Below are 13,822 nucleotides of genomic sequence, written 5' to 3'. Positions count from 1 at the left end.
CGACACCAAATGTCACAAGCACAGAAGCATCGCAGTAGTGTGCTGCGGACGGTAGGCGCGACGGCAGAATACTCGTGGACCAGTGCTCACCGTCAACAGCATTCACCGGTGCCGATGCAGCACCGTGTCAGCCTGCGCGCTCCCACCGCTCGACCCCGGCCCGCTCGAAGCGTCGGATCAGCCCGGCTCGTTGCATCAGAACCAGCACTTCCTCGAGATTTGACGTGTCGGGCAGGTCGAACATCGCTGTTGGCCCGTTGAGGTAGATCCGCTGTGTCAGGTATGCCAGGAACTGCACCACCTTGCGGTACGGCTCGCCGATCACGGCCAGCCAACTCCAGTCCTGGCGTGCGCTCCACTCGTCGGCCTCCGGGTGCAGCTCTCGCCATTCTGCCGTCGACCTCGGCCACCTGGCCGCTTCGACGACTGCGGCCGCCGAGGCGGATCCGCCGGCACCCTCATGCTGTGCCAAGCCGCCTCGGGCCAGGTTGTTGTCCGGTGGCATCACAGCAACCTCGTGGACCGGCCGCAGCGGCAGGGCTGCTCTGGTGACTCGCGCCAGAGCAGCCTGCCGTCGCACCGACCGCTCGCGCGCTACCCGCTCCCTCTGGACCCGTGCCGCTCGCTCGCACTCGAGCCTCTCGCGCGCCTCGTGCTCGACCTGCTCGGCGCGCTGGCGCAGCACCCGCTCGTGCTCGCGCTGAGCGGCCAGCAGGTGCGGTGTCCAGAACCCGTCAGCGGGCAGGCGGCACTGCGACAGCGGGGCCCACGCCGTCTCGGTGTGGCCTTGCACGCCGATCTCGACGTCGCCGCTCTCGACGTCGCCGCGAACGCGGAGCGCGATCCCGCGCACCGCCTGCTCGCGCGCCGCGGCCGCATCCACCAGCGGCCCGTACAGCCACGTCACGTGCCGCACCCGCCGCCGGTACTTCTCGTCGCGCTGTAGCCACGCGCGGTCGTTCAGCGGCGACAGCTGGACCTCGATGCTGTGCGCCACCCCGTCGACGAGCACATGCAGGTCCGCGCGGCCGTCGGAACCCATCGTGTGCTCGGCCCGCCCGCTTAGCCCCTGGTCGGTGAGCCAGTCCAACAGCACCCGCTGGTAGCGCACGTGCTCGTAGGATCGCTCGGCTCGCGCTGGATCGCGCGCCAGTGCGCACGAGCCCACCTCGCCGCGGTGGCGGAAGTGCGGCCGCAGCACCGCACCGGCGGCCAGTAGCAGCGTCCCGCCGCATCCCCCGGCGAGCGTGCTGCACCAGAAGCCGTTCGCGTGCTGCAGCCGCAGCTCGATCGCCAGGTTCCGATCGGCCGGCGCTTGCCGGGCCAGCGTGCCGTCCGGGCCGTCGACGACGGCCATCCTCAAGTGCGAGGGGTGCTCCAACTGCGGTGTCTGAGTCGTCACTCCAGCTAGGCTCGAGACGGGCTACGACACCATCGGGGTGCCGCTCACCCATCCAGCCCAACAAGCTTGGCGCTCGGGTGGCAGGACCACCCGGACGGCGCACCCAAGGCCCCTGCCGCGCTCTCCACCGAAGCACACCCGACGTGTGGATCGACGTCTTGCAACGCCTCCTGTCAGTCCACACCCTGCCAACTGGCACCTTCAACGAGGCCCTCGGACACGCCCAGCACTACCCCGCGCTGCTCGTCTTGCGCACCGCCGAGGTCCTCGCAGCGCACTTGGGCAATGACACCATCGACCTGGCCGCGGTCGATGAGGTCCTGCCTGCGCCAGCGGTACAGACACGACTGCGCGATGCCGAGCGACTCAGCGACGTCGCTCACGGTGCGGCCGGCAGCGAGCAGCACCAGCGCCTGATGCCGGCGGGTAGGACCTAGGCATGAGTGATCTTCTCGGGTGTCCGAGTGGTGCCGTCTCTCGACACGCGAGTCCGGAGAAGTGGATCATGATCAACCTGTCCGGGGAACCGGGTCAAGCTCCGGATTCTGATCGATGCCCTCGTGGATCCACCAACTCCTCGTCCCTGCGACGCGCATGAGTTCACCGCGCTGTCGGCGTGCGCACGGGCGAGAACGATGGGCGTGCGCTTCGCACCGTCTACTCGCAGCCGATCCCGTCGCCGTCGCGGTCGAGCTTGCTGCTGTAGCCGGGATCCCCCGCCCGGATTGGGTCCGCACCAGCAGCACGCACCGCGGTGCAGTTGGCGTAGTACACCGCCCCACCACCGGAGCCTGAGCCGCTGCCGGAGTCACCGCCGGCTTCGGGTGCGGCGGGAGCGTCGACGTAGACCGTGGGCGCCGGGGCGGTCACCGGCGGCGGCGCCGGTGCGGTGCTCGTTTCCGGCGGTGCAGTGATCACCACCGGCTCGGCAGCAGCGGTGCTCGTCACCGTCGGCAGCGGGGAGGCGGCCACGGTGCGCGTGACCGCCGGGGTGGGCGCGTCATCGCCCAGGGCGCCCAGGCCGGCGCCGCAGGCACCGAAGAGGACCAGGCAGCCGACGCCGACACCGGCCAGGGTGAGCTTGCGGGCGCGGGTCATCGCGTCACCGTCACAGCCGGCGGGGTGATGGTCTGCACCGGCGGGGTGATCACCACGGGTGGGGCCGGCACGGTGGTCGTGGCCGCCGGCGGCGTCACCGTCACCGTCACCGTCGCCGCCGGCGAGGGCGTGGCGGTCACCGTGGTGGTCGGGGTGGGACCGGCATCAGGGCTGGTGGCGGCGAAGCCGGCGGTGCAGCCGACCAGGGCCGCGAGCAGACCCACCGCGATGGTGGCCAGGACGAACCCGGCCCGCCGGGGTCGGGCGGGCGGTGCTGGGTGGGACATGCCGCTCCATCGCGTCTCGATCGCGTGCCGTGCTGCTGGCGGTGCTGCTCGTGCTCACCGCAGTCTCACAGCCACACCGTTGCGGTGGGGCAACTTCAGCGAAGTCGCCGCACCGCCCTGTGCGCGCTGGCGCGCCACCACGGCGCGATCTTGATCGCCACGCTCACCACCACGTGCCCCACCTCGCTGAGCGCACCAGCGCGAGGTGAGCGCGCGGTCCTACTCGCAGCCGATGCCGTCTCCGTCGCGGTCCAGCTGGCGGCTGTAGCCGGGCTCACCGGTGCGGATCGGATCCGCACCGGCAGCGCGCACCGCGTCGCAGTTGGCGTAGGAGACGGCCTCGTCAGCCGGTGCCGGCTCGGGCACGTCGGCGGAGGGCTGCGCGTCGGCGGAGGGTTGGGCAGTGGCAGTGGCAGTGGCAGTGGCGGTGGGCTGGGCGGGCGCGGTGACGGTGGTGGGCACCGGCTGCTGCGGGCAGGTGGCCAGGACGGCGGCGATGGCGTCCTTCTCCGCAGCAGTGACCCACAGGCCCCAGGTGGCCTTGATGGCCACCTGCCTCGCCACGTAGCTGCACCGGTAAGCACGGTTCGGCGGCAGCCAGGTGGCCGCGTCCCCATCGCCCTTCTGTCCGTTCAGTGGCCCGTCCACGGCCAGCAACTCCAGGCCGTCGTTGGCGAAGGCGACCCGCGTGGCGTCGTCCCACTGCTGCGCGCCCTTCTGCCAGGCGTCCGAGAGGGCCACGACGTGGTCGATCTGCACGTCGGAGGAGGTGTCCTGCCCGCGGGTGAAGGCGATGGTGGTGCCGCTGTAGGGGTCGGCCAGGGTGCCGGTGGCCACGACGCAGTCGCGGGTGCCGGGCTTGAACGTCTCGGCGTCCAGGTCGCGGGCCAGGACGTCGTTCCTCGTGTCGCAGCCGTTGTGGTCGGTGTCGACCCAGCCGTCGCCGAAGGCCTCGCGCGAGTAGCCGGTCTTCGGGGCGCGGCCCTTGACCTGCAGCGTGTCCAGCAGCGCCAGGGCCGTACCCGCCAGCGCGGTGCCGTCCTCCGCAGTGTTCGTCTGTGCAGGGGGCGCGGTGCTGGGCGAGGCGGACGGTGTCGTCGCCGTCGATGCCGCCGGTGCCGGGGACGCGGAAGTGCTCGAGGTGCTCGCGCCCGCGGCTTCCTGCGGCTGCTCCGGGGCGGGTGCACAGGCCACCACGAGCGTGAGAGCGGCCGTGCTGAGCAGTGCCCGCCCGGCCCGGTGCCACCGCCTGCCGGCTGCAGCCGATCGCAGCGTGGCCGGTCGCACCGTGGCCGACCGGGCCGTGGCCGGTCGCGCGGTGGCCATGGCGGCCTCGCGCCCGGTGTCCGGCCCGTGGAGCGGGCTGCTGGGCTTCATGCGGGCTGGCTCCTGCCACTCGATCCTGCACGGGCCGAACGCGTCCAGGGATGCGCTCTACCCGGGTGTCCGGTCCTCCGGCTCTGTGCTCGTACGGTCGCACTGCGGGCAGTGCCCCACCGCCAGGTACCAGGCGCCGTCGCCCTGGTGGCGCCACCAGGTCCACCACTCGCTGCACTGCCCGCAGGTGGGGCACACCTGATGTGGGAAGGCGTGGGTCTGCTCCAGGGTGAAGGGCCGGCGGCCCTCGGGGTGCTCGTGCCCGCGCCTCATGCCCGCCTCACCATCCCCCGCTCTCGGACGTCACGGTGTGGGTGCTCCTGACGTCGTGGGTGCTCATGCCGGCATCCGCAGCCGCCATCCGGACCAGGCGTGGTCGCCGTCGTGCTCGAGCCAGCCGTGCTCGCGCAGCCATGCGGTGCGCTTTTGCCACACCCTCGCCCCCACACCCGCCTCGCGGGCCAGCACCGCGGCGGTGAAGGTCGGCGGGATGCGGTCCTCGAAGTCCGCCGCCGCGGCCAGCGCCCAGACGATCGCGCTCATCGATTCGCGTGCCGGGCGCAGCATCACCTGCCGCGGCACCGCTCCTACCGCGGTGTGCACGGCCTGGGCCCAGCGCACCGCTGAGGGCACCATGTCGCGCGCCTCGCTCGGCAGCAGCCGCGCCACCGGCTCCGTCGGGACCTCCTGGGCGCCCTGCGCAGGGACTGGTGCGAGGGCCTGGTCGGGGATCACCGCCAGAACATCGGCATCTGCTCCTGCCGCCTGTAAGGCCCCAGATGAGATTGCCACCGTGTCGCGGCGTCAGTACCTAACGCGGTCGTCACGACCGTGTCGCCACATGACATCAGCGAGGCGCCGTGGACCTGCCGTTGGTACCTACCGTCAGTGGCTTACCGGCCATCCAGGCCGCCAGGTCCCGGCGGTCGAGCAGGTGCACGCGCCGCTGCTGGCGGCCAGAGCCTGCGCGGGGCGGGAGTAGGAGCTGATGGTGACATACAGGGCGTGATCAACGGGGTGGCGAGCGCTGACGTCGACGCCGAGGTCACCGGCTCCAGCGTTGTCGCTGACCTGGTGCCACCCGTCGCGATGCAGCAACCGGGCCACCACCTGCTCGAAGTCAAGCCCGCTTATGCCGTCGGTAGTGGCAAGTTGGCGGTCCAGCGCGTCCTGGTGCGCTGCGAGCCGGCGAGTGCTCCGGCGCAGTGCCACGACCCGCCAGGTCAGCACCACGACGAGTAACGCACCGGCCAGGGTCAGCAGGAGACTCCAGATCGCCAGCCAGGCGCGGACCGCTCCAGCGGTGCCGGACAAGGCGAGGACGGTGAACAGGGCGACGGCGAACTTCACCGCGTCGTAACTACCGCCGGAGTGCTCCGTGCGTGCCACGTCCTGTGACCAGCCGCCATCCGCCGCTGTTGAACCTGCCACATCTGCACCAGCTCACACCCACGGAGGCGATGCGGTTCCCGCCGAGCTCCAGCTTCACGACCTCAGGGCCAGACGAGGGCGTTAGCGCGGCCCGGATGCGCCCGACGACGCCACCACGGTCGGCAACGTCGGCCATCCCGTTTGGCTGACAGGTGACCTGTAGCAGGGCAGACTGCTGGCAATGAGCAGCGTCCCCGACAGCGATGACGCCGACGAAGCCACGGCCATTACGTCGGAGACGGTCGTCGGTCAAGCTGGCTATCAAAGCATGCTGACGGAACTGAGGCGAGTGACAGGAACAGACTTCGCCCGCTCGGAGAGCCGATACCGAACGTTCATGACGGGCGTCGAGTCGGGGGTACAAGAGTCTAAGTTCTTTGACGCCCTATTGGACATCCACGCGAAGCTCTCGAGCGAGCGCATAGTCGGAAGCATAAGCAGCGTCGAGGCATGGGCCAACGGGGAGCAGAGCTTCCGAATAGTTCCGAAGACGTGGCCTTCCGTGATCGACAAGCTCTATCGCATTAACATCGAAGAGAATGCACAGTACTCGCAGCCGCCACTCGTACCCACCATCATGGAATCGGCACAGAAGAAGCCTGCGTCAATGCAACGATGGATCACTCCTGAGTGCGCCCATGAAGTCGCCGACGATCTGATTCGCACAAAATTCGTCGTTCCATTCGCGGACGGAGTCGTCGACGTCAGCGAACGCATATCTGCGGCGACGAATGAGTGTGGACTGCCACGCTTTATTCGCTTCCATGCGAAAGACTCGGGGTACCATGCGCGTCACCATTATATCCTAATACCCGTTCCTGGTTACGACGGGCAGGAAACGACTGTGGCACTCGAAGTAAAGGTGCTAACTAAAGCACAGGACACCTTGGGCGAGCTGACTCACCTGCTTTATGAGAAGAAGAGGACGGGGCAGCTTGAGTCCGTAGCAAAGCGCAAATTGGCTTGGCAGTTTGAATCACCGGATTTCTTAGCATCCTACATCGGGCACGCCGGCCACTTCGTCGAGTCCTCCATCGTGGACCTCAAGAATCGGCTTCTGGGATTGAAGGGTTACGAAAATGGACAATCCTGAGCCGCGGGCACAGTACCTGAATATCGTACTCCGCCAAATCGCTCGAACTGCACTCAGGATTCCGCGTTTTCAACGTCACTTCGTCTGGGATGAGCGAGACGTCATCGAGCTGCTGGGCAGCATCCAGAGGGGATACCCCATAGGCAGTATTCTGACCTGGCGAGTCGAAGCTGGCGACAACTATTTTTCGGGTTTTCGACACGATCCTTTTCCTGTTGCAGACGATTCGGTCGCAACCTTTGAAGTTGTCCTCGACGGAGCACAGAGGCTATCGAGCCTCTACGGCTGTCTTCGAAATGCGGAGGCAAATCCGATATATCAAGTCGTCTTCGACGCACGCTCCGGGACCTTCTTGCACGGACCCAGCGCACTGGCAGATCCGTGGCAGATCCCCATGGATTCACTGTTCGATAGTCGGCGGTTTTTGGATGTCCAAGCAGCTATTGCCGACCTAGAAGATGGCGAGGAGCTCCTGCCGCGAGCCCTGGAGTTGTATTCCACCTTCCAGGACTACCAAATTCCTATCATCGCAATTTCAAATGCGGTGCTAGAGGACGTCGTGGAGGTCTTTCGCAGAGTCAACAGTAGCGGAACCCCACTGTCGTCAGTCGACTTCGTGCGGGCCCTGACATGGCAGTCCAGCTTCGACTTGGAAGAAACCTTCGACGTCTTCGCGGAGAGGTACCAAGGAACACCGCTTGAAGGAATTACGGAAGACTTCCTAGTACGATGCCTTTCGATCGCAGCAGGGTTGTCACTGGACGCTCGCGACGTTCGGCAGCTAAAAACACTGTCGAATAGGCCGGATGGACTCACGCGAGAAATTTCCGAAATGCAGTCTGCACTCGATAGGGTGGCGGACTTCCTGGCACGCCTACAAGTCCGCGGCATGCGCGAGGTCCCGTATGACGTTCAGCGACTGTTGCTCTTCTCGCTGAAGCTGTACCAATCGCCAGTTACTGACCAAGAGCTAGAGGAATGGTTCTGGCGATCGACCTTCGCCGAGGAGCACCAGAGCAAGCCCGAATCCTACGTCACTCGCCTTGTACGAGAGATGCGCGCCGGCAACTATGCTCCGACTCTTGAGGTGCGAAAGGTCATTGAGCCCGACCTCTTCGTGAAAAGAAGTCGTCGCGCTGGCTCTGCTGTTGCGACCGGCTTCGATCTGCTATTGCGCAATGCAGGTGCGCGCTCGCTGCTGTCCGGTGATTCCCTGATGGAAGCAGACGCGCTACACGGCTTGCTCTTCAGTCGAAGTGAGCTAACGGGCTTGACGAGCGAAGCGCCCTCAAGAGCTGGCCTCCTTGCCAACCTTGTCCTGCTGAGCTCGGCGGACGCCGACGAATGGCGAGTGCTACGTAGGAGCATGAGCCTTAGCGAATTGTTCGACCTGTGCAACGATCGGACGAGTCAAGCATCTGAGGTGTGGGAGTCGCAGGGACTAGGCGCAGCACTGGATGAGTCTCCGGCATTTCTGCTTTGGCGTCGCTCCGTTGCGCTGTTGACTAGGCAGGTCCCGGAACTCAGTAGCCGAGCGCTTTAACGTTGGACCGGCACACGCTCGCTTCCTTTTCCACGAGGGGCATCTTTCGTGCCGGTAGAGTCGCCGAGGAGCGCACAGGATTGGCTCACTCCCCCGTGGTGCCACAGTGAGGTTTTCTCCCCGGGTTGGTAGCTGAAGGCGGGTGAGGACAAGGCGGGTGAGGACGAGCGCGGCGGCTGCGATCTTGGTAAGGGCGGCCGGGTCGAGCGTGACGTGCTCCAGGGCCCTCCAGTGGACCAGCAGGCAGATGGCCCGCTCCGCGGGCGCCCGCAGTCGGCGTGGCAGCGGTTGTAGATCCGGGCGGTGCGGTCCAAGCGTTGGCCGCCGGCCAGGCGCCGGTAGGGCACCCGGACACCGATCCCGGCACCGATGTATCCCTTGTCCGCGAGGGCCGGCAGGAGGCTGTGCCGGTCGGGTCCCAGCCGGCAGAAGGGGTAAAGCGCGGGCAGGACGAGTTCGCGGGCGCGGGCTAGGTCATGGCGGGCGCCGGGACGGACAGCGGAGATCCACAGGGGGTGCCCGGCCGGGTCGGCGAGGACCTGGACGTTGCCGCCGTGGCGGTGGTGTTTGCCCGAGTGTCAGGAGTCGTTGCCACGTTCGGTGCGGGCGGCGACCCGGTCAGTGGGGATGAGGGTGCCGTCCAGGCAGATGTGGGTCATGTACGTCTGCCGCGCCGCGAGGAGGACGTCGTGCAGCTTCGGGGCGTGAGCGGCGATCACGTCGAGGCCCTCGTGCAGGTAGCGGTACGCCGTGGCGATGCAGACGTGCGCGTCGTGGGCGAGATCGGCCGAGCCGGCGCGGTGGCGCAGCCAGCGCAGCACCAGCAGCACGGCTGGTGCACCGTGGCAGCGCGCTGCCAGGGCCGTCGGTCTCGTCCGTGGCGGGCGGCGGCGATCCAGCCGGTCACCGTGCGCAGGGTGGGCGCGGGAACGTCGAGGCGGGCACGACGAGAGACGGCGGGCTCCCGGGGTCGAGAAGGGTGGGGCTTTGGCGAGATCCACTTCCGCCTGGGAGCCCACTTCCACACCCTTGGCACCGCTCTGACCTGCGCCCACACCTCACCGCCGCCGTCAGCGGTCAAGAAGCTGATGAGAAAACCTCACTAATGGGAAGGAGGTGAGCCGCAGAGTGCACGGCTCAGTTGGGGTCTCCGTGGAGCTCAAGTGTCGATGCGCCATCATCAGACCATGACGGATGCCCCGACCTTGAGCCGCGCGGAGCTTGGGCAGTTGCGTCGCAATCTCGTCATCGAGCAGAAGAGACTGTTCAGGGAGCTCGTTGAGGATTTTTCAGACGTAAATCCATTCGATGTTGCCGCCAATATCCAAGGGCCGCACGTGTCGGCGAGCTTCATGGCTATGCGGCTCGTATCAAGTGGAGTTCGACGACTAGCCGCTCCTTCGGAGCCTGGACGGGCCAAGCAAGCCGCAACGGTTCTCGAGGGCCTAGCATTCGTGAGCGACGCCATACGCCGCGTTGACCTGCATCTCGTGGGCGAATCGGCCACAGCGGACGCCCTGCACAAGTTCATCGGCCCAACCACTGTGGTGCCTCGGAGCATAAATGACCTATTTGACTCAATTGGTGTGCGCCTAGGATACGGCGCTCACTTCTTTACACATCCGAACCAGTTGGCCTCCGAGATCACAGCAAGCGAGTACCTGATCGAGGATTGTCTCGGGGTAACTTCGGTTGTTGCGATCAGAATTATCGAAGCCGTGGCGGCGGCGGTCCTCTATGGGCCCTCGACCGAGGATAAAACCAACGCTCAAGACTCCTTCAAGGTGAACTTACAACAAGTCCACCAGATGACCACGTATGCACTGAGAATGGCTCACGGAGGTGACTACGCGCTTCACATGGGGCAGATTGAGAATCTCCTCTACGCCCTATCTGAACCAATCCTGAAGGAACCCATTGACCTAACCCTAGAATACTTGACAGATCCGTATCACTTAACTCAGCAAGTCTTGTTGCCCATGCGTCACGATCAGGCATCGGGAGAGTGGTACTGCTTCGGGCCTTATATGTTGCCGTATGCACTGGAGTGCCTCATAGCAGCGACCATTAAGGATGCAGCCAAGTCGGACTCTCGAGGTCCTTTAATTCTCGAAGAGCGAGCGAGCTCTCTCGAAGCGGCGGTCAGCGCCTATTTGAAGGATGGACTAGGAAGACAGTCGAAGATATGGGCCGGAATCAGTTATCACGACCTTAGCAGCGGGCTCAGACTTGGCGAGCTCGATGTAATTGCCCATGTAGATGACTTCTTGCTTGTCGCGGAATGCAAGTCGGGAGTATTTTCGATGACGGATCAAAAATCCGTCAGCAACTCGCTGGATGAGCTAGCACGGAAACCAAGCTCTCAGCTACAGCGCTTCGCCGAGGCTTGGAAAAGCCATGGCTCGCATGGTATTGAGTTCCGCGACAAGGAAAATAATCCGCTCAGTCGCCAGGAGCGTAGATCATTGGCCGCCGCCCTAAATGCACCTTTAACTGTTCAAGCCGTCGTGACTCTTGATGATCTGGGGGTGATGAGTAGTTTCCCCTCCATGCTCGGCAGGCTGCGGGGGCGTCCGATGCGAAGTGATGCCGCGACTCCCATCTCTTTCGGCTTGACGGACTTGCTGACCGTATGTCAGGTATTGAGGGGCCCCTACTTGCAGAACTATTTCTTGCAAAGACAGTACTGGGCCCGCACCGGGAGCATCTTCTGGGAGGACGAAGCTGGGCTTCTCAGCATATATTTGAGCTCACGACTAGGGCAGTCGACCGCGACTCTAGAGACTGCTCAAAACTTCGGGCTCGAGTGGCGAAAGAGCGACCCAAAGAAGCCAGTGGAATCGAAGTTTCAGTCGATTTATGTATGGCGAGAGAAGAGATCCCAAGGGATCGAGGAGCCACCCCCAGCTCTCCGCATGCCCCAACGCCTAAGGGCCCTAATCAACGACATTAACGCCTCGCAGCGCAAACACTGGACAACGGCAATGGCGATTCTTCTCTCTCGAGATGCAGATTGGGAAGGCAGACTGAGCGCCACGCTCGACGAGTTGGATGCCGAGGTGACCAAAAATTCTGGACATACTTTGAGGTTGCTATGGGTCGGCGCATCCCTGCTCTATCTGGACTTCAGTGACAGTCGCCTGGCTGCCGCACGGACTACCGACAAGAAGCTCGATGCCGCCCTGGAGATTTCTAAGCGCCAGTGCATTGTAGCGATCAGCCAGCCCGGAGGCAGAGGATCCGTGACCATTCGCGTACATGGACGCCCTGATGTGGCATTTGCGGGCGTCGATGTGGTCAGTCTAAAAATTCCCGAACTGACGCCTGAAATGCAGTATGCCTTGTCCGAACTGCTTGTCAATGGGCGCGTTAACGCAAAGGATGGCTAACGCAAGATCAACGAGTCGCCCTGCGCCCGCATTCCTTACGTTCAGCACGCGTTGGTTGCTGCTGCATCGGTGGCGATACATGCCACTTGGTGACCTTGCCGCGCACTGCGCGACATCACGGCCATAGCGCCGTCCGTGCAGTCCGCGACAGCTGTCACTGGCTCCTCAACGACGTGAATGGCGGATCACTGCGTCAGGACCTCGAAGCCGTGCCGATCGCGAAAGGCGCGGGAAGCATCCTCGCCTATCCACTGCACCTGCCAGTCCTCACCTATGAAGACGAAGACGCCTCGATCGAAGCCATCGAGCGTCGAGGTCAGGTCGTCACCGGAGCTGACGAAGTGGCTGGTCAACTCATTGAGCCTTTGCCAGTAGCGGCTGGCCGCTACTGGCAAAGGCTCACTACCTGCCGCGCCCGCTGCTGGTTCATGTCTAGGTCTTCTCCTGGCTAGATGGACGATCAGCTCAACGCAGCAATCATCGCCACCGCCATGGCGACGATGACCCCAATGCAGACGACCAGCATCAACTTGGCCCAAGCATCAGCCTGGCCCCGCAGTTCGTCGTCGGTGAGAGGCCGTCGATGAGGGGGCGCGACTGCCTGGCGCGCCGGCCTTGACTGCCCCGGACGCGCGTAGTGCTCCCGCTTCAGACGCGCGGCCTCGGCATCGTTGTTGGCCTTCATCGTCGCTGCCTGCTGCGCCCGCTGCTGGTTTATGTTCATGTTTCCTCCTGGCTGGATGGACGATTAGCTCAACGCGATATCAGCACCCACCGGCAATGTCTTCACCGACGACGTCTTCTCTCGAGCCCCTGCCGATTCGTTCAGGCCCTTCTGACTTCCCTCAATGAGGCTTTTTCAGTAGTGTCGTGAGGAAGCTGCTAGGGGCGGGAACCGGAGGAGTTGGGGCACGTACGGCCTGGCCGGTCACGATGGTGGCGACCAAGCTCAACCGCCGTACCCGTCAGGACCCTACGTGCTCTTCTATCGTGCCAGCCTCGACGTCTCCCGCGACCTCGCCCAAGCCGTCGCCCGCCTGCTGTCCTCTCACCGCGCTCGGATCGGCACTCGCCGAGGACGTCGCGTGCTGGGCTGCTTCGCTCAGGCGGTGCTGCTGCTGCGGTTCATGTGCCAGCGCGCTGCGGTCGCCGACTTGGCCCGCGACAATGCGGTCAGCTTGAAGACCGCCTACCGCTACCTGTACGAGGCTCTCGATGTGCTTGCTGAGCAGGCTCGCGAACTACCCGAGGTCGTCGCCGCGGCGGTGAACGCAGGAAGCGATCATCTGCTGCTCGATGGCACCCTCATCGACACCGACCGCGTCCACGACTCCGGTGGTCAGCCGGATCGTTGGTACTCCGGGAAGCACCGCCAGCATGGCGGTCTCGTCCAGATCGTCACCGATGCCGACGGCCGGCCGTTATGGGGGTCTTCGGATCTGCGGGTGGGAAGGTGTGGCTACCACTTCCACGTCGACGACCGAGATCTCAACTCGCCAGGTCCGGCCGCCCACCTATCCGGTGAGGACCGTGCAGCTCATCCCTCGCGAGGGGAGTGAGTGACCGCGGTCCGGCACCCGGCGAGGAGGCGGGTGACCATCTGTCGGGCCTCATCCCTGCCGTAACCCGGCCCGGGGATGGACAGGTTCCCCACCGCGCGCAGCAACGTGAACGCGGTGACCTGCGGGTCGACCTCCCCGGCGTCCTGGCCGGCTGCAAGCAAGGACGAGCACGCCGGCACCAGCTCCTCGAGGATCAAGGCGTGCAGATTCGCCAGGCTCGGGTCTTCTGAAAGCAGGGCCTCGCTGAGTCCGTGCTTGGTGACGAGGAAGTCTACGAACGCCGCCATCCACCGCTCCAGCGCCTCGGCTGCGGGGATCGGCTGCTCGAGCAGGGACGCCGCGAGGGCCGTGCACTCCTGGACCTGGTGGCGGTAGACAGCGCCCACGAGGTCCGCGCGGGTGGGGAAGTGACGGTAGACCGTGCCCACACCGACCCCGGCACGTTCGGCGATGTCCCGCACCGGTGCCTGCACACCGTGCTCGACGAACGCCGCCGTCGCCGCGGTCAGCAGCGCCTCACGGCTGCGCTGCATGCCGGCCTGGCGTACTCCGGTCGTGGTGGCCACCACGCACCCCCTTGCTCGCGGAACGATGTTCCGCTAACTTTGGCGGAACGATGCTCCGCCAGTGTGGCAGAGCC

The 13,822-nt window shown here is 65.1% G+C and carries 13 protein-coding genes and 2 pseudogenes; 4 read left to right on the top strand and 11 right to left on the bottom strand.

The window, feature by feature from the left end; all coding sequences use genetic code 11:
• Positions 1-127: 127 nt before the first annotated feature.
• The 7 genes and pseudogenes from MN205_RS06315 to MN205_RS06285 all read right to left on the bottom strand — a co-directional run bounded on the left by MN205_RS06315 (position 128) and on the right by MN205_RS06285 (position 5,514).
• Positions 128-1,357 carry a competence protein CoiA family protein gene (locus MN205_RS06315; RefSeq protein WP_242125404.1) on the bottom strand — a complete coding sequence of 410 codons (1,230 nt, stop codon included), beginning with the start codon at positions 1,355-1,357 and terminating at the stop codon, positions 128-130.
• Positions 1,358-1,575: 218 nt separating this feature from the next.
• A pseudogene (locus tag MN205_RS06310) lies at positions 1,576-1,815 on the bottom strand (transposase); the annotation flags it as partial.
• A gap of 244 nt (positions 1,816-2,059) precedes the next feature.
• Positions 2,060-2,500: an excalibur calcium-binding domain-containing protein gene (locus MN205_RS06305; protein ID WP_242125401.1), complete on the bottom strand. Its 441-nt coding sequence runs from the start codon at positions 2,498-2,500 to the stop codon at positions 2,060-2,062.
• Complete coding sequence (locus MN205_RS06300; protein ID WP_242125399.1) at positions 2,497-2,787, bottom strand: hypothetical protein; 291 nt, start codon at positions 2,785-2,787, stop codon at positions 2,497-2,499. Before MN205_RS06300 ends, MN205_RS06305 begins: the two co-directional genes overlap by 4 nt.
• Before the next feature lie 219 nt (positions 2,788-3,006).
• Positions 3,007-4,164, bottom strand: coding sequence for a DUF1524 domain-containing protein (locus MN205_RS06295; protein ID WP_242125397.1), 1,158 nt, complete (start codon positions 4,162-4,164; stop codon positions 3,007-3,009).
• A 336-nt stretch (positions 4,165-4,500) separates the two neighbouring features.
• Positions 4,501-4,833 (bottom strand): hypothetical protein, encoded by a 333-nt coding sequence (locus tag MN205_RS06290; protein ID WP_242125395.1) that lies wholly within the window; start codon positions 4,831-4,833, stop codon positions 4,501-4,503.
• 216 nt (positions 4,834-5,049) lie between these two features.
• Entirely contained in the window at positions 5,050-5,514 is a 465-nt protein-coding gene (locus MN205_RS06285; RefSeq protein WP_242125393.1) for a restriction endonuclease, read from the bottom strand.
• 262 nt (positions 5,515-5,776) lie between these two features.
• On the opposite strand from MN205_RS06285, the gene MN205_RS06280 reads away from it, so the two are divergent.
• Both MN205_RS06280 and MN205_RS06275 read left to right on the top strand, forming a co-directional pair.
• Complete coding sequence (locus MN205_RS06280; RefSeq protein ID WP_242125391.1) at positions 5,777-6,688, top strand: hypothetical protein; 912 nt, start codon at positions 5,777-5,779, stop codon at positions 6,686-6,688.
• Positions 6,675-8,231: a DUF262 domain-containing protein gene (locus tag MN205_RS06275; protein WP_242125389.1), complete on the top strand. Its 1,557-nt coding sequence runs from the start codon at positions 6,675-6,677 to the stop codon at positions 8,229-8,231. The genes MN205_RS06280 and MN205_RS06275 overlap by 14 nt, the downstream gene beginning before the upstream one ends.
• 150 nt (positions 8,232-8,381) lie before the next feature.
• On the opposite strand, the pseudogene MN205_RS22300 reads toward MN205_RS06275, so the two are convergent.
• Positions 8,382-9,228: pseudogene (locus tag MN205_RS22300) on the bottom strand (transposase family protein); the annotation flags it as partial.
• 190 nt (positions 9,229-9,418) lie between these two features.
• Here MN205_RS22300 and MN205_RS06265 point away from each other — a divergent pair.
• Positions 9,419-11,620, top strand: coding sequence for a hypothetical protein (locus MN205_RS06265; RefSeq protein ID WP_242125384.1), 2,202 nt, complete (start codon positions 9,419-9,421; stop codon positions 11,618-11,620).
• A 185-nt stretch (positions 11,621-11,805) separates the two neighbouring features.
• Here the strand turns inward: MN205_RS06265 and MN205_RS06260 are convergent, their stop codons facing one another.
• Together MN205_RS06260 and MN205_RS06255 are read right to left on the bottom strand one after the other, a co-directional pair.
• Positions 11,806-11,973, bottom strand: a complete 168-nt coding sequence (locus MN205_RS06260) for a hypothetical protein (RefSeq protein ID WP_242125382.1) — start codon at positions 11,971-11,973, stop codon at positions 11,806-11,808.
• Positions 11,974-12,080: 107 nt separating this feature from the next.
• Positions 12,081-12,344, bottom strand: coding sequence for a hypothetical protein (locus MN205_RS06255; protein ID WP_242125381.1), 264 nt, complete (start codon positions 12,342-12,344; stop codon positions 12,081-12,083).
• A gap of 253 nt (positions 12,345-12,597) precedes the next feature.
• Between MN205_RS06255 and MN205_RS06250 the strand changes: the two genes are divergently transcribed.
• The gene (locus tag MN205_RS06250) at positions 12,598-13,179 is read left to right on the top strand and encodes a hypothetical protein (protein ID WP_242125379.1); all 582 of its coding nucleotides are present in this window, start codon (positions 12,598-12,600) and stop codon (positions 13,177-13,179) included.
• On the opposite strand, the gene MN205_RS06245 is transcribed toward MN205_RS06250, so the two are convergent.
• Positions 13,158-13,748, bottom strand: coding sequence for a TetR/AcrR family transcriptional regulator (locus MN205_RS06245; protein ID WP_242125377.1), 591 nt, complete (start codon positions 13,746-13,748; stop codon positions 13,158-13,160). The genes MN205_RS06250 and MN205_RS06245 overlap by 22 nt on opposite strands.
• Positions 13,749-13,822 lie beyond the last annotated feature (74 nt).

This window comes from Kineococcus sp. TRM81007 (assembly GCF_022669155.1).
GTDB lineage: Bacteria > Actinomycetota > Actinomycetes > Actinomycetales > Kineococcaceae > Kineococcus.
Note: the sequence above shows the minus strand (reverse complement) of the source record. Positions and strands in the feature narration are given on the sequence as shown.